The sequence below is a fragment of the Streptococcus sp. ST16 genome, assembly GCF_046098135.1.
GTDB lineage: Bacteria > Bacillota > Bacilli > Lactobacillales > Streptococcaceae > Streptococcus.
The window spans coordinates 1-18,878 of record NZ_JBJUSE010000003.1 but is presented as its reverse complement, the minus strand read 5'-3'; the positions used below and the strand labels follow the sequence as shown (position 1 = coordinate 18,878).

Below are 18,878 nucleotides of genomic sequence, written 5' to 3'. Positions count from 1 at the left end.
ACCCGAATCGTTCAATCTATCAGGTCTTACTTGCTCTTTCTTAAAAGTTTGACAAAGATAAACTGACGTACAAAGCCTGGACAAAGTGCAACAATTGCCTGAATGAACATACTTTTAGCATATTCCATGTAAGAAATTTGCCCTCGCTCAAGCATCCGTTTGCGAGCTTGACGGTAGAATTTAAGGTAACGCAAGCCACCTCGACGCTCAAACATCCCTGCACCTACACGAACCTTACACAAGATTTGATCTAGGTTGCCAGTCTTGGCACCTGCCGTAATCATATTGAGCCAAAGGAGATCATCCTCCATGTAAAGCCCGTCTTCGTAGTTGCCCGCTTTGAGGACCATGTCTTTTTTGAACATGACTGTCATATGGTTAAAGGCGCTTCTCATTCTCTGATAAGCTACAATGTCTGCGTGCTGAGTTGGAACACGACGATAAGACACAATCTCATCTGGATTGTCAATGAACTCTGCAATCTGCCCACCTAAGAGATCGAGATCTTCTTTCTCCATTAGCTGAAGCTGTTTCTCAAAACGATCCGGAACGGCTAAATCGTCCGTATCCATCCGTGCAATAATGTCATACTGACACTGTAAAACACCGTATCGAAGAGCCAAGCCTAAACCTTGATTTTGCTCTAAGGGGCACCGTTTCACTGGAATTTCTGACTGAGCTTCCACTTCATCTAGCACCTGATAGAGCTCTGGCGTGAGGGGCCCATCCTCAACAAGAACAAGTTCACTCGGTTTCAAGGTTTGATTTTGAACACTTTTGATAGCATCTCTCAAAAACGTCGGGTTTTCCTTTACATAGACCGACATCAAGACGCTGATTTTTTGCTTTTCAGGCACCGTTTTTCTCCAATATATAGATTTCCTTCCACTATTTTATCACAAATTTTCTCACTTTCCTATTTTTATATCAAATCAAGGAAAATTCTAGTAAAGAAATGTATCTCCTTTCACTCTATTCTCGCTTAAATCAATCGAACTTTCTTAGCTGTCATTACTTGACATTATATAGAAAAAACCTTAAAATAAGCTGTTATTAAAATCATCCTATCGAGGTTTTTATGAAAAAACAATCGCTCTTTTTTGTTCTAGGAATTGTCTTAATCGGTACCGTTTTACGATCTCCTTTTACTGCTCTTCCAACCATTTTAGGAGATATCGCTCAGGGACTAGGAGTGGAGGTTAGCTCTCTTGGGATTTTAACCAGTCTCCCTCTCTTGATGTTTGCTCTTTTCTCTGCTTTTGCAAGCCGCTTGGCACAAAAAATCGGGTTGGAACATCTCTTTACTTACTGTCTCCTCCTCTTAACTATTGGCTCTGTCATTCGGATTTTCAATCTTCCCCTTCTCTATCTAGGGACCCTAATTGTGGGAGCAAGCATTGCGATCTTCAATGTACTCCTCCCAAGTATGATCCAGGCAAATCAGCCTCAAAAGATTAGTTTCCTAACAACTCTCTATGTCACTGCCATGGGGGTTTCAACGGCCATCGCTTCTTATCTTTCGGTCCCTATCACTCAAGCTAGTTCTTGGAAGGGCCTCATCCTCGTGCTCAGCTTTCTCTGTCTAGTCACTCTTCTAGTCTGGTTGCCAAATCATCGCCACAACCACCACCTAGAAGGCCAAAAAGAAAAGCAAGCCAAAGAAAATATTCTAAAAAGTAAAGATGTCTGGGCCATCATTATCTTTGGTGGTCTTCAGTCCTTGTTCTTTTATACAAGCATGACCTGGTTGCCAACTATGGCTATTAGTGCTGGTCTTTCTAATAGTGATGCGGCTCTTCTGGCTTCTATCTTCTCGCTGATCAGCATTCCTTTTTCAATGACTGTTCCAAGTCTGACAACTCGTCTGTCAGATGGTCATCGTCGAATCATGCTGGCAATTATCTCTATCGCTGGTATGACAGGAATTGCCATGCTCTTGTATCCAAGTAGCAGTTTCCTCTACTGGTTAGTCGTCCACCTCTTGATCGGAACGGCCTGCAGTGCCCTCTTCCCCTACCTCATGGTTTGCTTCTCGCTTAAGACCAGCTCGCCTGAAAAGACTGCGCAACTCTCAGGTCTAGCGCAAACAGGGGGCTACATCTTAGCGGCCTTTGGTCCTACCTTGTTTGGTTACAGTTTTGAACTTTTCCAATCTTGGATTCCAGCTATCCTTGCCCTTCTAGCCATTGATATCATCATGACTATCTCGCTCTTTATGGTAGATCGCGCGGATAAAATCCTTTAATTTTTCTAAAATACTTCTCAGATACAAACAATGCAAAGCCAGACTCTGTCTGGTTTTTTTGGTCCATACAAAAATCTAGTTTAATACACCTTAAAACTAGATTAATATCTTGTTTTGTGATAGAATGTGTTTGCGTATGATTAGATTTTTGACTTGTGTGTTCGCAAGTATTAACAGCAATGTTATAGGAATGTTTGGCTTCACCTAGTTTTATTAGCTAGGGATTTTCTTGGATTTCTTCTGGAAATCTTGTTCGCGTAAGAGTTATCATACGCTTTTTTTTATGAGGAAAAAATTGTGACTAAATTCAATCAACTACAAACAAAAGATGACTTTGCTAAACTCCTCGGTTTTAAAAATGCTAGATACATTAACTATTTATTGTACAACGTACAAACTGATAATTTATATACCACCTTCACTATTCCTAAAAAGAATGGTGGAGAAAGAGTTATACACGCTCCTTCAAAAGAGTTAAAATTTCTTCAGAAAAAATTAGCTAATATTTTATGGGAGTGCTACCTTGAAAGCTTGGAATCTAAATCGAAGGATAAGAACTTTAAAACACCTGTTCTGTCTCATGCATTTGAAAAGGGGAAAAGCATTATTACCAACTCTCAGATGCATCGAAACAAAAAATACATTCTGAACATTGACTTGAAAAACTTTTTCGATTCTTTTAATTTTGGAAGAGTAAGAGGCTTCTTTATAAAAGACAGGGATTTTGCTGTTTCACCAGAAATTGCTACAGTAATTGCTCAAATTGTATGTTACCAAGGTAAGTTACCACAAGGAGCCCCTTCTTCTCCCATCATCACAAATTTAATTACTAGAATTTTAGATTATCGGATTGTCAAAATTGCTAAAAAATATCGTTTTACATATTCTAGATATGCCGATGATATGACTTTTTCAACAAATCGTGAATTAAACTCTAATAAATTGAGGGCAAGCAAAGAGTTAGATAACTTTTTAACTGAATTAGAGAAGGTAATCATCTCATCTGGTTTTGAAATCAATCCTAAAAAAACACGATTGAGTAATAATATGCAGCGCCAAGAAGTTACTGGGCTAGTTGTAAACAAGAAGATAAATGTAAAAAGAGAGTACATAAAAAATACTCGTGCAATGGCTTTTCAATTATACAAAGATGGTGCTTTTGAAATAGATAAAAAACCAGGAACGCTGAATCAATTAACGGGACGATTTGCTTTTATTTTTCAAATAGAACAATACAACAACTACTTACTTTATAAAAAATCCCTGATACAAAATAATCTAGATTCACAAAAATATTTATTAGGAAGAAATTTATTAAAAAAATCTGAATCGAAATATTATTGGAAGTATATCTTTTATAATAAAGACTTACAAAAAGAATTGTTTCATAACACCAAACATCATACATATAATTTACCTACAGAATTTTACAGTATCGGTAAAGAAGAAAAGAAAATATACATGTCTTTATTTAATTCTAGAGAAAAAGAGTACAAGAAATTTCTATTTTATAAATATTTTTTCGGAAATGACAAACCGATAATTGTAACAGAGGGAAAGACCGATCCACGATATATTAAAGCAGCTTTAAAAAACCTTTATCAAAAGTATCCAGAACTTGTTGAAAAAGATGGAAATGATTTTATATTTAAAATTGAATTTCTGAATCATACTAATACGATAGAATATCTTTTTAATGTTCCAGAAGGGGGAGAAGGTTTTAAATTTTGGTATAATTATTTTTCTGATAAATTTTACTATAATGAGAAAAAAGAGAAAAAATTTTTTGCACTAAATTCAGAAGAAAGAATTTTATACACAAACTATATTACTTATTTCAAACAATTAACCAATAGTATTCCCAAATATCCAACAATATTTTTATTTGATAATGAACCGAATAATAGAAATGGCAATGATAAATCGCCCTTATTTTTATTTGCAAGTCACGCAAAAGACTTGATGAACCCTCAGAATGAAGAATCGGAGGGTTCAAAGAATAAAAAATTAGAAGATAAGATTTCAGACAATTTAGAAAAAGTTAGAAGAGAAAAACCTTCGCGAATTAATAAAAAGGATAGTCTATATATAATGGCAACTCCTCTAATACCTAATAAGAATGACGGTAACTCGTCTGATATTGAAGATTTATTATTTTCGTCGTCTCGAAATTCGCCACCTATTTTAAAAGGAAAGGAATTTCATAAAGATGGTGGAGCAAATTATTATGGAAAAGAAATTCTTTCAAAGCATGTTCTGAAAAATTATAAAGAATTCGATTTTACTGAGTTTATCCCTTTGCTAGACGGCATAAGAGATAATATCCTAGATTATAAATCATTATTCTAGCTTATCTTTAAAATATAGAATTCTGCCGAATAACTGATGTAAAATCCTCTAAACTCCTAGTTTTTAATAGGAGTTTTTTATATATAAAATTTTTACACATATTTCTTGACAGGGCTTTCATATTGAGATATAATATATTTGAAAAGAGTATATATAAAATTTTTATATAATATAAAGGAGGTTTCCCATGTACTTCCCAACATCCTCTGCCTTGATCGAGTTTCTCATCTTGGCTGTACTGGAGCAGGGGGATTCTTATGGTTATGAGATTAGTCAAACCATTAAACTCATCGCCAATATCAAAGAATCTACGCTCTATCCCATTCTCAAAAAATTGGAAGCCAGTGGCTTTCTGACCACCTACTCTAGAGAGTTTCAGGGGCGTATGCGCAAATACTACTCCTTGACCAATCGGGGCGTAGAGCAGCTCGTTACTCTAAAGGAAGAGTGGACGCTCTATACCGACACCGTCAACGGCATCATAGAAGGGAGTATCCGCCATGACAAGAACTGACTATCTGACTCAGTTAGAAACCTATCTCCATAAACTACCTGAAGCTGACCGCATCGAAGCCATGGACTACTTTAAGGAACTATTTGACGATGCCGGCCCCGAGGGCGAAGAGGAACTCATTGCTAGTCTAGGAACCCCAAAAGAAGCGGCTCATGATGTCCTCTCTAACCTCCTCAATAAGAAGGTCAATGAAGCCCCTGCTCAAAAGAATGACCGCCAACTGCTGCACATTGCACTCTTGGCCTTACTAGCAGCCCCTATCGGCATTCCTGTTGGAATTGCAATGATCTTAACCATCATCGGGCTTTTTATCGCGGCTGTCTCCGTCATTCTAGCTTTTTTCACCGTTTCTGTGACGGGTATCCTGCTGGGCGGAGTCTTTATCGTAGAGAGCTTTAGTGTCCTAGTCGAAGCCAAATCTGCCTTTATCTTGATTTTCGGGGCTGGTTTGCTTGCTATCGGTGCTTCTTCTCTTGTTCTACTAGGTATCTCCTATGTAGCTCGTTTCTTTGGCCTTCTGGTCGTTCGCTTGGTGCAATGGATTCTTAAAAAAGGAAAGAGAGGTGACAGACATGCGTAAATTGACAAAAGGATTTCTCATCTTTGGTGTGGTTTCTACAATCCTTGGTTTTATCATGATCATTGTAGGTGCCCAGTCCAATGGTATTCAAAGTTTACTTGCCATGTCAAAAGACCCCGTCTATGACAATCGTATCGAAGAAGTAACCTTTGGAAATGAAGTGGAAAAACTTGATTTGGCCCTTGAAGAACATAGCCTGACCATCACAGAGTCTGTAGATGATAGGATCCACATCACCTATCATCCTTCCGTGTCTGGTCGTCACGATCTGACTACTGGCATGAGTGACAAAACACTGACCGTCACTGACAAACAAGCCTCCCAACATCGCTTTCTAGGTTCAGGAATCGAAGGCCTACTTCGTATTGCCAGCAGTTATTCTCACCGTTTTGACGAAGTCATTCTCTCCCTCCCTAAAGGAAGAAGTCTGCAAGCTATCACCGTCTCAGCCAATCGTGGACAAACCACTATCCGGCAAGCCAACCTTGAAAATGCGACAATTAAAACAAAAGGCTATCTTTTAAGGCTAACAGAAAGCTCTATCAAAAACAGTACACTAACGACACCTCGTATTATCAATATCTTTGATACCGAATTGACAGATAGCCAGGTCAAGACCGAAGAGGAACACATCTATGCTGAAAATATCAAGGTCCGTGGTAAGGTTGAGCTAGACTCTCATAACGACTTAAGACTCTTTCTTTCTAAGGCAGAATTCGATCGTATCAATCTAGACATTTCTTCTCAGCATGGCGGTATTTATCGTAAAGCACAAAGAGAACATCCTAAACAAAAAGAGAATGAACTTGCCAACCCTTATAAAACGGAAAAAGCAGATGTTAAGGATATGCTCATTATAAAAGCCAATCAGGATATCTACCTACCCAAGGAAGAAGAGTACTCTGCTCCACCTAGAAACCATTGACAAAAACGCTTTCATCTGCTAGTCTAAAGATAGAAAACGACCATAAAAAAGGAGGTTCCACCATGACACAAGAATGGTTTGAAAGTGCCGATCTTGAGAAGAAATCAGCTCAGACGAAATCGGAAATCCAGCCCGACGAGCCTGAGACTTCGGAAACTGTGGAGACCGAACCACAAGCAAGCGAAGAAATACCTGTCTCACCTAAAGAGTTGGAAAGGCATGAGGAGGAAGCTCCCGAAACGATAGAAGAAACCCAAACCGAGGAAGAGGGAGAAGGGAAGGAGGAAGAGGAACACAAGCAAGAAAAACCTGCAAAAGAGAAAAGCATCTTCAGCAAGGCTTTAGAAAGCCCCTATATCCCAGATATTGACCCTCATAAAACTGCCAGATTCAAAGAAGAAATCGCACTATTTTGGTCTTGGCTGCTGGATGCTATCCAAGAACCAACTACCAGCAAGACTACGGACCAAAGGCATCGTTATAGTGTCTTTGGCCTACTCACCTTGCTGTCGTCAATCAACCTTTTCTTTAGTATCTATCATATCAAGCGCCTCTACTATGGCTATATGATTTCTATTGCTAATAGTTCTCCTAACCAGCTCCCACCTTTAGATCTCTTTGCTGGCCTTTCTATATTGGTCGCTAGCGCTCTATTTTACTTTTCCATCATTTTGGGAGGCTTTACTGTCCGACGTGTGTTGGACCAGGAGAGCGACTTCACATTCCAAGAAGCCTTTGATCGGTATAGCAGACTCTTTGCTATCCCACTTGTCCTAACAGCTCTAGCAAGTTTCTTTGCACTCTTTGGTGGCTTGCGATTCGCTGGCATCCTCACTCTTCTAAGCATGGCCATCTTTGCTCTTGGCAATCTCTTTGTGATTAGCAAGCCAAGTAAGACCAGTAGCCTCGACCCATTTTATCGATTCTTGCTAGCTGTCTTACTTGATGCTGCTATTCTCTTACCCTTCTTCATTGCAGAGCTTGCGCTGACAGTGGACTACCTTCGCATCCTGACATTCTTTTAACCAAAATCCCTGCCATTTATTAATGACAGGGATTTTTATGCTTACTCTTTTTTGAGCCGTGGCTACTTGACAGTTGCCAATTTCTCAAAGTCTTGTCCTAGGATGGATTGTACTTCTAATTGATTAGCATCTAATTGCTGGTAAAATGCTTCTGGTAGTGACTCTAGGAATTTTGCATAATCCAAGCGAGAGATGGCTTCATAGTCTTCTGCTTTTGAGCCGTCACCAGAAATCTTCACTAGGTCAATCTCCCAAACAAGCTCCTTGCCTACCAGCTGCTCGGAATAAGACACTGGTACAAAGGGCTCCTTTGGCAAAATCGTCTTGACTCCCTGAGCGAGGTGATAGATACCGTGCACCTTGCCTTGGGCGTCTGGGTAAAATTTCACACTGGCAAGGTAGGCATCAGAACCTTGAACCTTCTTGACCAACTCTTCAAAACGTGCCAATCCATCCTCTGCTAAAAAGCTCTTGAGGTATTCCTTATTGAGATAGATAGGGGACAAGAGCCCTTGGCAATATACTAGACGAGCTACTTTATCATCTAGATAATTCTGAACTGTTTGTCGGAAATAAGCTTCAAAGTTAAAGCCTTCTAGCCCTTCTACCGCTTGCCCCAACTTACCAGATAGGGCCTGGAGGAGAGTCTCTACAATCTCCCAGTCCGCTCTAGTAAGAAAATCTGGAATCACCACTTGATAACCTTTTCGACTATCCGCATAGTTGACCTTGAAAAGAAATTGCGACTGCCCTACAATCCCACATTCGATATACTCGAGACGATTGAGGGGCTGACGGAGATAGACGGCATCATAACTGTGTGACTCCAAGCTCTCCACCAAGGCCAAGATGGACTTGGCAGTCAAGACCTCCTGTTGTCCTAGAATGCTTTCTTTATTTGGGATAAAAAATGTTTTCGCCATAACCGGCCTCCTTTGAAATCGTTTGCACATAGTATAACCTATTTTCCTGAAAGATACAGAAACAAATTTTAGATTTTTAGATAAAAAGCATAGAAAAACAGCCCCTGAAGGCTGTTTGATGTTATACAGTAGCGACTTGATCCAAGCTTTCACCGATAGCAGCTAGGCGCTCAACAACTTCTGCTTGTGTCAATTCATTTTCTGAAACATAGCGGTTGCGTGGGTGAACACGACACTCGTATGAGCATCCACGAAGGTACTTGTCTTCATTTTCTTCTGATGTTAGGATACGACGGTTACAGAAGGGATTTCCACAGTTGACATAGCGTTCACATGGTGTTCCATCAAACCAGTCTTTTCCTACGATGGTTGGGTTAACATGGTTGACATCGACTGCGATACGCTCGTCAAAGACGTACATTTTCCCATCCCAAAGCTCACCTTGAACTTCTGGGTCTTTACCGTAAGTTGCGATTCCTCCGTGCAATTGGCCGACATCTTTGTAGCCTTCACGAACCATCCAACCTGAGAATTTCTCACAGCGAACTCCACCTGTACAGTAAACTACGACACGCTTGTCCATGAATTTTTCCTTGTTATCACGGACCCACTGTGGTAACTCACGGAAGTTGCGGATGTCTGGACGGATAGCCCCACGGAAATGTCCTAGGTCGTACTCATAATCGTTACGCGTGTCAAGGACCACTGTATCTTCATCAAGAAGGGCTTCTTTGAACTCTTTTGGAGACAAGTAAGCACCCGTCGTTTCAAGTGGGTTGATGTCATTATCAAAGTCGTTGTCTTCCAAACCAAGGTGGACAATTTCTTTCTTGTAGCGAACAAACATCTTCTTGAAGGCTTGTTCATTTTCTTCGTCAATCTTGAACCAGAGGTCTTCCATTCCTGGGAGGCTGTGAACGTAGTCCATGTATTTTTGAGTTGTTTCGTAGTCACCTGAAACTGTTCCGTTGATTCCCTCGTCAGCGACTAGGATACGGCCTTTGAGACCGATTGATTTACAGAAAGCCAAGTGATCTGCCGCAAATTGCTCTGCATTTTCAATTGGAGTATAGAGGTAGTAAAGTAAGACACGAATATCTTTTGCCATAAGATTTGTTCTCTTTTCTATTCTTAAATTTTCAGAATTTTTCATTCAACTATTCTAGTATACCCACTTGAAAAAACGAATGCAATTTATTTGACCGGAAATTGTAGAGAGACCTGCCATTGCACTTCATCAGTAACCATAGCGAATCGCCGATAATTCTCTCAATTTTTTGATCTGCTCGGCTTGACTTTCTGACAAACTTAGCTTGTTTTCAATCAATACACGCGAGATGTCAACATTCATTTGGCTCAGAATAAATGGAGTAGAGGTCCCACCATCCTCTAATCGTTTTTTATAAATCACTAACTGATTTTTCAAGGGAGCAAGTTGAGGCGCAGCCTTTATATCTTCCAATAGATGATCAATGATAGTCATGGCTTCACAACGTCTTTCACTTCCTCCAGCAAACCATTTTAATGGTGTCATACTCATTTCCCTCCTGAAATTCGCTTATAAATTGAAACACTATAATTCCTAACTCTCGCCAGTATTTTATCCAAACACCCTATGTAAAAAAGTCAGCAAAAATGGTAATGTCGCTACAATATTATTGATCACATGCACCGCATAGGAAGGATAAATGCTCTTGGTATAGCGGGTCAAACCAGCAAAAATGATTCCAAATGTTGCAAAGACGAAGATATCTAACAGACTAGGCAGGCTTGAAAAATGAGGGAGAGCAAATAAAATAGACGGAAGAAGCAAATCAAGAGCAAATCTCGAATCTTTAAAAAAGGCGTGTTGCAGTAATCCTCTATAGATTAACTCTTCCATCAGTGGAATCAGAAAGAACAGGGCTATATAAATACCTAGCTCTGCAAAGTTAGTCCCACTATAACCAATCAATACAGCCCAACCTTCCGCAGTTGACTGAACATATTTAGCTGTCTGAACGTTAAAAGAGATCTGGAGCACTACCACTAATACTGTCAAAATCGAATACCAAAGCCATTTTTCTCTTGGAATGCGAAAGAGATAACCATGGCCTGTCTTAAGCAGAATCCAAATCATGACTCCACTAAATAGCATACTTAAGATATTTTGAATCCAGAAGAAATTTCCTACCTGAGAAGAAAATTGCCAATAATTTTGAACAATAGACGTCAGCTGAGAAAGACCAAATACGAAAAATAGGTAAGAGAAGACAGCACTCATTTTGAAAAGAAGACGATATTTTTTCATAACGGACCTCCTGTAGATACATGTATATCACATCTCCAAAACTCTTAGAACTACCCTTTTCATTTTTACATCCTAAAAATCACTACCTCCCCTAGAGAACTAGAGAAGGCAGTGATCACATTTTTAGGAATTAGGAATGAATACACGAAATCAATCGAGCTTATGATTTTTTGTTTTTCAAGAATTCGTCGTATTGTTTTTGCATTTCGTTCAATACTTTTTCGTAGGCACCTTCAGATTTCAATTTTTCCATCAATTCTGGAATAGCTTTATCTGGGTCTACAGTACCAGTGTTGATAGCTGTATCGAATTGTTGCATTGTGTTAGAAATTGCTGAAATTTCAGATTTCACACTGTCAGTGTTAAAGATGAATCCAAGCGCTGGAGATTCTTTGGCTTCTGCCAATTGTTTCTTAGAATCTTCGATTTGTTGGTCTGTAACGTTTTCGTTGATGTAAAGGATCCAGTTGTTACCTGTGTTCCAACCTGACATGTGAGTATTTCCTTTATAGCCATCAAGAACGCGTACACGGTTTTCTTTACCTTCAACTTTTTCCCAGTTCTTGCCTTCTGGACCGTAAACAAGACCGTTCAAGAGTTCTGGGTTAGTGTTCAAGAGGTTCAACACTTCCATTGATTTTTCTTTGTTCTTAGAGTTGTTTGAGATAACAAAGTTGGCAACTTGTGTTGTTTGGTTTTTCTTGATAAAGTTAGTGATTGGTTTGATTTGGATGTCTTTGTTAGCAACACGTGAAAGCAAGCTGTTACCGTAGTCAGCTGGTCCTACTGTTTCTTCACGAACGAACCAAGTATCTTGTTGAAGGTCAAATGAAGTGTCGCTTGTTGCTACGTCTTTTGGAATGTATCCAGCTTCATAGAATTTGTGAAGAGTCTTCAAGTGTTCTTTGAAACGAGGTACTTCGTAACGGTTTACGATCTTAGTGGTGTCTCCTTCAAGGTCGATAACAAATGGAAGTCCGTTTGGTACTGGGTAGTCAAAGTTATCAGATGGGATAAAGTTCTTCGTAACCGCAAATGGCACTACATCTGGAGCTTTTTCTTTGATTTGTTTCAAGACTGGTTCAAGTGTTTCGTATGAAGTGACACCTGAAATGTCGATACCATATTTTTCAAGAAGAGTTCCGTTGAAGGCAAAGTTTTGAGATGACGCAACGTTAGCTGCAACTGGTACTGCATAGATTTTACCGTTTACAGTGTTCCCTTTGATGTAAGCTGGGTCAAGTGCTTTGTAAAGCTCTGCTCCTTCTTTCTTGTACAAATCAGTCAAGTCAGCATAAGCACCTTTTTGAGCATTTACGACATAGTTAGATGCAAATGCGATATCATAGTTTTCGCCAGATGATGTGATAACGGACATTTTCTTATCATAGTCACCCCATCCGAGGTATTGGATATCCAATTTAGCACCGACTTTTTCTTCGATGATTTTGTTTGCATTTTCTAGCAATTCATCCAAGTTGTCTGGTTTGTCACCGATTTGGTACATTTTGATAACAGGTTTTTCACCTGAAGTAGTATCAGCAGCTTTTTTGTTGTTACCTGTAAGGTTTCCACAAGCAGCAAGACCTGCAGCCAAAGCGACTACGCTAGCAGATGCAAAAGCATATTTTTTCCAGTTTTTCATGATAAAAACTCCTTTTTTTGTTTTTAAACTTATAAACGATTTAATGATTTTTACTTCAATCACTAAGATGAAGTTGGGAAGAGAGAAATGGTGTTTCTCAGCAAGTGCTATTCTTTCACACCACCGATGGTCAAACCTTTAACAAAGTAGCGTTGGAAGAAAGGATAGAGAATCGCGATTGGAAGGGTTGCAACCACAACCATGGCCATACGACCTGTTTCTTTTGGAAGAGCAACTCCCAGTTGACCAGATAGGCCGACTGCTTTTGCGATGTAGTCCATATTTTGCTGGATTTGCATGAGCAAATATTGCAATGGATACAAGTTGTCACTCTTGATGTAAAGAAGGGCGTTGAACCAGTCGTTCCAGAAACCAAGAGCTGTCAAAAGCGTGATGGTTGCGATACCTGGAAGGGACAATGGCAAACAGATCTGGAAGAAGATCCGGGCTTCGCTGGCACCATCGATACGAGCAGATTCAAGAATAGCTTCTGGAATGGTCTTCTTGAAGAAGGAACGCATCAAGATGATATTGAATGGTGAGAGAAGCATTGGAACAATCAAGGCCCAAACGGTATCACCAAGTTGAAGCAAACGAGTGACCACAATATAGCCTGGTACCAAACCAGCATTGAACAACATACTAAGAAGGGCAAAGATCGTAAAGAATCTGCGGTACTTAAAGGTTGTCCGTGAGATGGCGTAGGCGTAGGTTGTCGTGATGAATACGTTGGTCACTGTCCCGACTACTGTTACAAAAACTGAGATAAAGAGCGCTTGGAGGATCTTATCTTTAAACTGAGCCAAGAACTGGAATCCATCTACACCGAACTTCGAAGGGAAAAAGCTATATCCATACTGGAGAATGCTCTTTTCGTCTGTCACCGAAATGATGATAACGAAGATAAAGGGCAAGATACAAGAAAGAGCGATCAAACCAGAGATGATACTAAAGAAGATATCTGCTTTCTTACTGAAGGAGTGAATGCCGACATTATCGATTTTTTCTTTTTTAATTTTCTTTTTTGTCATATTCTCCTCCTTTCTAGAACAAAGCGGAGTTTGGATCGACTCGTCTTGCAAGCAAGTTTGATAGGATAACCAGTATCAAACCAACAACGGATTGGTAAAGACCGGCTGCTGAAGCCATACCGATATCTGCTGTCTGAGTCAAACCATTAAAGACATAGACGTCCAAAACGTTAGTTACATTGTAAAGCTGACCAGCATTGTGTGGGATTTGATAGAAGAGACCGAAGTCTGCGCGGAAGATGTTTCCGACTGCAAGAATTGTCAAAACTGTTACAAGTGGAGTCAACTGAGGAATGGTTACGTTGCGTATACGTTGCCACTTGCTAGCCCCGTCCACTGTTGCTGCTTCGTAGTAGGTTGGGTCGATTCCCATGATTGTCGCATAGTACATGACACTGCTATATCCAAAGCCTTTCCAAATACCTAGGAAAAGGAGAAGGTATGGCCAAATGCCTAAATCAGCGTAGAAGTTGACTTCCTTCATGCCAATGGATGTTAGGAAATGGTTGAAGACCCCTTTGTCAATGTTTAGGAAGGCATCTGTAAAGAAACTGATGATAACCCATGACAGGAAGTAAGGGAACAACATAGACGTTTGGAAAATCTTAACCATTCTCTTAGAGCGGAGCTCGCTGAGGATAATGGCAATCCCTACTGATACAATCAAACCGATAAAGATAAAGCCGAGATTGTAGAGGACAGTATTTCGAGTGATGATAAAGGCATCTTTTGAACTAAACAAGAATCTGAAATTATCTAACCCGACCCATTTACTATTCACAATACTATCTATGAAACCATTACTGGTCATATGGTAGTCTTTAAAGGCGACCACATTCCCAAATACTGGAATGTAAAAGAATAGAATCAACCAGAGTGCCCCTGGTAAAACCATCAAGAGAAAGATCCAGTTATCTCTCAAGGTCTTTGAAAACTTTTTCATAATTTCCTCCCTTTTTATTCCTAAAAACTGATTTCATCGAATTTTTAGGTTTGATAACGATTACATTATTAGTATACTCCTAATTGATGGCTAGGTTAAACTACTAATTATAGAAAAAACTCCACAAATTATTTTATGTGGAGAAGTTTTTTCTATAAGAAGTGTGTTTCACGAGAAACGTCTTGCTTGCAAGAGGTATTGCCCATATTTGTTACTTGAAAACTTGTTCTAATATTGGGTGATGAAACTCGACAAAATGAACCTGGGCATTTATGATAGCCCCTGATTCATTTTTATCAATCTCTGGTCTTCCTTCGGTGTGTAAAAGAGCAGGGTTACCATCCTTGTAGCCAAAGAGAATCACCTCTGTCTCTGCTTCATTCACATAGCAAGCTAAGATTTCAAACCGCCCAGAACCTGAACCTGCAATATACCCATACCATTTAAAAGTATAGTTCATTCCATCCACTTGCCCAAATTGCATAATCTGGTCTGGCACTGCAAGCCCATAATAACGACCATATGTTGCTAGGCTAGTCGACTTAAATCTTTCACCTTTACTATCCGAATAGGATTCCATGGCTGTTTTTATCTTGTCTATTAAAGAACTATTATCTGTATCTAGCTCGCTCTCTGTAGTTACACTTGTTTTTAATAGAAATTCCTTAAAACGTTGCGCTAAATCTGTATTCTCAGTCTCTTCAAAATTTGCAGTAGAGATAGTTTCCAGTGTCTTATCGGTATGCAAGACCTGTGCTTGCCCATCCTTCAGTGTAAATAGGTAGAAATGTTTGTCCTGATTGTCATAGTAGGCATCCAAAACCAAGTAATCATAGGCATTGTCACTCGATACTCCAAAAACATTCCATTTGACACTTTTCTGAGAGACAGTTGTTGCTTCTAATTTTTTGATGAGATCATTCTTTTCATCAAAATTTCTATGCTCTAGTCTATGATAGAACCGCCCCATAGAAGAAGCCCAACTTGCAAACTCTTCTTCCCACTTTTCGGTGTTGTATTGGATCAGCTTATGAAAATCTGAGTAGTTCTTCATAATCAAGGCTTGATCAGTCGGATTAGATAACTGGAGTTCTTCCATGGCTGCAACTGTGGCAGCCATCGATGACTGAACAGTTGTATCCTTGGATTCTTTTTCGTGCGAAAGAGCTTTTCGATAGGAATCTGCTAAATAGTGAAAATAGTTGGTTGTTTCCTTGGTTTGTTGCTCCCTTGGTATTGACGGACTAGTTGCTCCATCCTCTGTCATTTTATGGCAGGCAGATAAGACTAGCATGCTAGTAGCTAGGACTAGTAGTAGCTTTTTCATGGTCAGACCTCCAAACTATCTTTATACCTTCATTATACTCCTTCCAAGCTATTTTTTCTATTGTACTCCTTGCTCTCAGAGATAGCTCTGAAAAGAATGGGGATAATAGTCAGTTCAAAATATCTTATATAGATGTTTTAGAACTTAGGAATAAGAGGGTAGCAATCCTCCATCTCTCTTAAGCATTAATCTCTTGATTGACTTTTTTATTTAGTGTTACTTTCAATATGAAATGGGTATTCTGGAGACTGTAGGTAAAGAAACTGCGCTTATAAGCTCCAATACATCTATTCCTTTGATTCGTCTGACATAGTAACGTCTGAATATCAAAATGATGGAGGGAGTTGAAACAAATGAGAACCGTAATCGTTTCATTTATCATATTGCCAATCCTGACTGGAGGAATCCTATTACAGATTTTTCTCTCCAAAAAAGAAAGTAAGTAGCTGAGTTTCATACTGCCAGGCATAACTTATTGCTTTTCTTTATTGACAATCTTCTCTCTGGCCTTAACTAACAACATAACCTGGTGGGAGATTTTCTGTCTGATTTCCTTAACTTTTTTGTTTGCAAATATCCCTACCTTTATTCTTTTGGCAATTTACTTCGCTTGTCGAAAACATTATTGAAACAATGATTATACCGGATTTGGGACAGGAGGTTGAACACGAAACAATTGATTAAGACGCCTTTTATGCCCTCGTGCTATTGTTGGGGATTAAGTAGGATTATAGGGGAAGAGATGGGCTACAGCCTGCTTTATTTTTACCTTTTGGCTCCTAGTGTCGAATTGTTATGTGGCTTTTCTGCTGGTAAAAGAAGGGTTTGTTATAAATGGTTCTTCCCATTTACAGGGATTTTTAACTGGCTCATTCCATTTGTCGTTTTTGGTGAACGGTTTATTACAGCAGAATGGGTTTCACTAACACTTATTGCGGTAGCACCAGCTATTCTCGGTCTTTTAGCAGGAACCTTTTACAGTAAGAAAAACCGAAAGATATAAGCTCCGTGCAAGATTTAAAATAGAAACGAGGCGGAATCATTTAGTGATTTCGCCTCGCTTCTATTTCAGCGACCAAAAGTCTCTATTTGCACTTGCTCCTTTCTGAGTCTCATTCCTCAAAACAAGGGAAAAGCCCCACAAGTCAACTAACTGAGGTTGCCTGCGGGGCTCATTTTTCCACTAAATCATTCATCTTTAAACTATTTCTAGTATTTCTTCAATGAAAGACCTGACTTTTTACAACTTATAAAAAGTTATTCGTCCTCTTTTTTCTGACGTCCTGCCAAACCAAGAACTGATAGAAGCAAGCCTAGACCTGTCAGCGTCACAAGGCTTGAACCAACCTGAGATTCACCTGTTCGTGGGAGAGTATGTGCTGGGTGTTCTGGTGTGAACGGTGTCGTTGGTGCCCCTGGTTTAACTGGAGTATCAGGAGTATTAGGGACTTCTGGTGCTACTGGAACCGTAGTATAATGAACATCTTTAACAATGTTTTCTTGGGTAACAACTTCTGATGGAACAATCGCAACATCCACAGTGTAACCTGGAATCACTGGTGATGGAACTGCATCGTAGTTTGCCTTGTCGCTTCTCCAATCCGTCGTGCTCACAACAGAGCCAGTTACCTTGTCTGTCGTTACGGTACGTGTCCAAGTCGCTGTTTGTACCTTGTCTGCTGGGGTTTGACCACCTGCACCATGGTAGCGAACAGTCATGCTTACTTGTTTGGTTTCCTCAACTGAAACAGTTTTGTGTTTCAAGCGAATTACCACGTTTTGGTCTACGCTACTGTCGGTATCAAACTGAGCTGGCAATTCATCCTTGGAAACCACTTCGTAACCCTGTGCCAAATAACTTGCAATCACAGTGTCGTATTTCGTTTGAGCAGCAGCTGGAAGAGAAGTACCTGACTCACCGTTTGTCAATTCAACTTGATTTTCCAGAGTCTGACCGGTTGTCTCATCTACAACTGTGTAGGTAACCTTTTGGGTTTGAGCTGTATTCTGAGCAGTATAATGAACGTCTTTAACAATGTTTTCTTGGGTAACTGCTTCTGATGGAACGGTCGCAATATCCACTGTGTAACCTGGAATCACTGGCGATGGCACAGCATCATAGTTGGCTTTGTCACTTGTCCAATCTGTGGTGTTCACAACAGAGCCAGTCACCTTGTCTGTCGTCACGGTACGAGTCCAAGTCGCTATTTGTACTTGGTCAGCTGGTGTTTGGCTACCTGCACCATGGTAACGAACGGTCATGCTTACTGCTTTATTTTCTTGGCTAGAGCTTGTACCATGTTTCACATGAACTACTACATTTTGGTCATAGCCACTATCAAGGTCAAACTTGGCTGGAAGCTGGTCTTTCGAAACCAATTCATAACCTTGAGCTAGGTAAGCAGCTACGATTGAATCATACTTCGCTTCTGTACCATTTGGAAGAGGAGTATCAGAGTTCCCACTTGTAAGCTCTTTCTTATCTTCCAAAGTGGTATTAGTTGTATCATCGATGATGGTATAGGTTACTTTTTGCTTGTCGGCCTTGTATTTAACCGTAACCTTGATGTCAGCCTGATCCGCAGTTACGTTTTCTGCGTCAACTTTAGCCTTATCTGGTGTGTAGCCATCAACAGTTGGAGAAACTACCTCTGGGAAGGTGCCAGTAGATGGTGCCCAAACCCCCGGTGTAACATCCTTCGTCACTTCATCTGTTTTCACTTCTCTAGAGAAAGTCAAGGTCGTTTTCTTCTCTGGAGCTGCTGGTGTATTATCATCCTCGTAGACGTAGTTAATCGTTTGCGTTACAGTCTTGGTTTCTGTAGAAGTTGACACTTTGTGTTTCACGTGAACTACTACATTTTGGTCATAGCTACTATCAAGGTCAAACTTGGCTGGAAGCTGGTCTTTCGAAACCAATTCATAACCTTGAGCTAGGTAAGCAGCTACGATTGAATCATACTTCGCTTCTGTACCATTTGGAAGAGGAGTATCAGAGTTCCCACTTGTAAGCTCTTTCTTATCTTCCAAAGTGGTATTAGTTGTATCATCGATGATGGTATAGGTTACTTTTTGCTTGTC

The 18,878-nt window shown here is 39.9% G+C and carries 17 protein-coding genes; 7 read left to right on the top strand and 10 right to left on the bottom strand.

Going from position 1 to position 18,878, the window contains the following annotated elements; all coding sequences use genetic code 11:
* Nucleotides 1-26 precede the first annotated feature (26 nt).
* Nucleotides 27-857, bottom strand: coding sequence for a glycosyltransferase (locus ACIY14_RS02865; RefSeq protein ID WP_409001459.1), 831 nt, complete (start codon nucleotides 855-857; stop codon nucleotides 27-29).
* A 221-nt stretch (nucleotides 858-1,078) separates the two neighbouring features.
* On the opposite strand from ACIY14_RS02865, the gene ACIY14_RS02860 reads away from it, so the two are divergent.
* The 6 genes from ACIY14_RS02860 to ACIY14_RS02835 all read left to right on the top strand — a co-directional run bounded on the left by ACIY14_RS02860 (nucleotide 1,079) and on the right by ACIY14_RS02835 (nucleotide 7,638).
* Nucleotides 1,079-2,245 carry a CynX/NimT family MFS transporter gene (locus tag ACIY14_RS02860; protein WP_409001458.1) on the top strand — a complete coding sequence of 389 codons (1,167 nt, stop codon included), beginning with the start codon at nucleotides 1,079-1,081 and terminating at the stop codon, nucleotides 2,243-2,245.
* 297 nt (nucleotides 2,246-2,542) lie between these two features.
* On the top strand, nucleotides 2,543-4,594 hold the full coding sequence (locus ACIY14_RS02855; RefSeq protein WP_409001457.1) for a retron Ec67 family RNA-directed DNA polymerase/endonuclease: 2,052 nt from the start codon (nucleotides 2,543-2,545) through the stop codon (nucleotides 4,592-4,594).
* A gap of 187 nt (nucleotides 4,595-4,781) precedes the next feature.
* On the top strand, nucleotides 4,782-5,108 hold the full coding sequence (locus tag ACIY14_RS02850) for a PadR family transcriptional regulator (RefSeq protein WP_000273860.1): 327 nt from the start codon (nucleotides 4,782-4,784) through the stop codon (nucleotides 5,106-5,108).
* Nucleotides 5,095-5,688: a DUF1700 domain-containing protein gene (locus tag ACIY14_RS02845; RefSeq protein ID WP_409001456.1), complete on the top strand. Its 594-nt coding sequence runs from the start codon at nucleotides 5,095-5,097 to the stop codon at nucleotides 5,686-5,688. The genes ACIY14_RS02850 and ACIY14_RS02845 overlap by 14 nt, the downstream gene beginning before the upstream one ends.
* Nucleotides 5,681-6,613 (top strand): DUF4097 family beta strand repeat-containing protein, encoded by a 933-nt coding sequence (locus ACIY14_RS02840; protein WP_409001455.1) that lies wholly within the window; start codon nucleotides 5,681-5,683, stop codon nucleotides 6,611-6,613. Before ACIY14_RS02845 ends, ACIY14_RS02840 begins: the two co-directional genes overlap by 8 nt.
* Nucleotides 6,614-6,675: 62 nt before the next feature.
* Nucleotides 6,676-7,638, top strand: coding sequence for a DUF6574 domain-containing protein (locus tag ACIY14_RS02835; RefSeq protein ID WP_409001454.1), 963 nt, complete (start codon nucleotides 6,676-6,678; stop codon nucleotides 7,636-7,638).
* A 62-nt stretch (nucleotides 7,639-7,700) separates the two neighbouring features.
* Here the strand turns inward: ACIY14_RS02835 and ACIY14_RS02830 are convergent, their stop codons facing one another.
* The 8 genes from ACIY14_RS02830 to ACIY14_RS02795 all read right to left on the bottom strand — a co-directional run bounded on the left by ACIY14_RS02830 (nucleotide 7,701) and on the right by ACIY14_RS02795 (nucleotide 15,797).
* Nucleotides 7,701-8,561 (bottom strand): DUF4299 family protein, encoded by an 861-nt coding sequence (locus ACIY14_RS02830; protein WP_409001453.1) that lies wholly within the window; start codon nucleotides 8,559-8,561, stop codon nucleotides 7,701-7,703.
* A 121-nt stretch (nucleotides 8,562-8,682) separates the two neighbouring features.
* Entirely contained in the window at nucleotides 8,683-9,669 is a 987-nt protein-coding gene (locus ACIY14_RS02825) for a rhodanese-related sulfurtransferase (protein WP_409001452.1), read from the bottom strand.
* A gap of 129 nt (nucleotides 9,670-9,798) precedes the next feature.
* A complete protein-coding gene (locus tag ACIY14_RS02820) occupies nucleotides 9,799-10,095 on the bottom strand; it encodes a bacteriocin immunity protein (protein ID WP_409001451.1) in 297 nt (98 codons plus the stop codon).
* Nucleotides 10,096-10,161: 66 nt separating this feature from the next.
* Complete coding sequence (locus tag ACIY14_RS02815; protein WP_409001450.1) at nucleotides 10,162-10,851, bottom strand: lysostaphin resistance A-like protein; 690 nt, start codon at nucleotides 10,849-10,851, stop codon at nucleotides 10,162-10,164.
* A 160-nt stretch (nucleotides 10,852-11,011) separates the two neighbouring features.
* Nucleotides 11,012-12,496, bottom strand: coding sequence for an ABC transporter substrate-binding protein (locus tag ACIY14_RS02810; protein ID WP_409001449.1), 1,485 nt, complete (start codon nucleotides 12,494-12,496; stop codon nucleotides 11,012-11,014).
* Between the two features lie 107 nt (nucleotides 12,497-12,603).
* Entirely contained in the window at nucleotides 12,604-13,527 is a 924-nt protein-coding gene (locus ACIY14_RS02805) for a carbohydrate ABC transporter permease (RefSeq protein WP_409001448.1), read from the bottom strand.
* Nucleotides 13,528-13,540: 13 nt separating this feature from the next.
* Nucleotides 13,541-14,470, bottom strand: coding sequence for a sugar ABC transporter permease (locus tag ACIY14_RS02800; RefSeq protein WP_000714584.1), 930 nt, complete (start codon nucleotides 14,468-14,470; stop codon nucleotides 13,541-13,543).
* Nucleotides 14,471-14,681: 211 nt separating this feature from the next.
* Nucleotides 14,682-15,797, bottom strand: a complete 1,116-nt coding sequence (locus tag ACIY14_RS02795; RefSeq protein WP_409001447.1) for a DUF4767 domain-containing protein — start codon at nucleotides 15,795-15,797, stop codon at nucleotides 14,682-14,684.
* A gap of 742 nt (nucleotides 15,798-16,539) precedes the next feature.
* On the opposite strand from ACIY14_RS02795, the gene ACIY14_RS02790 reads away from it, so the two are divergent.
* Complete coding sequence (locus ACIY14_RS02790; protein ID WP_000542374.1) at nucleotides 16,540-16,800, top strand: hypothetical protein; 261 nt, start codon at nucleotides 16,540-16,542, stop codon at nucleotides 16,798-16,800.
* A 254-nt stretch (nucleotides 16,801-17,054) separates the two neighbouring features.
* On the opposite strand, the gene ACIY14_RS02785 is transcribed toward ACIY14_RS02790, so the two are convergent.
* Nucleotides 17,055-18,878: mucin-binding protein (locus ACIY14_RS02785; protein ID WP_409001446.1), on the bottom strand; the 1,824-nt coding region annotated here is incomplete at its 5' end.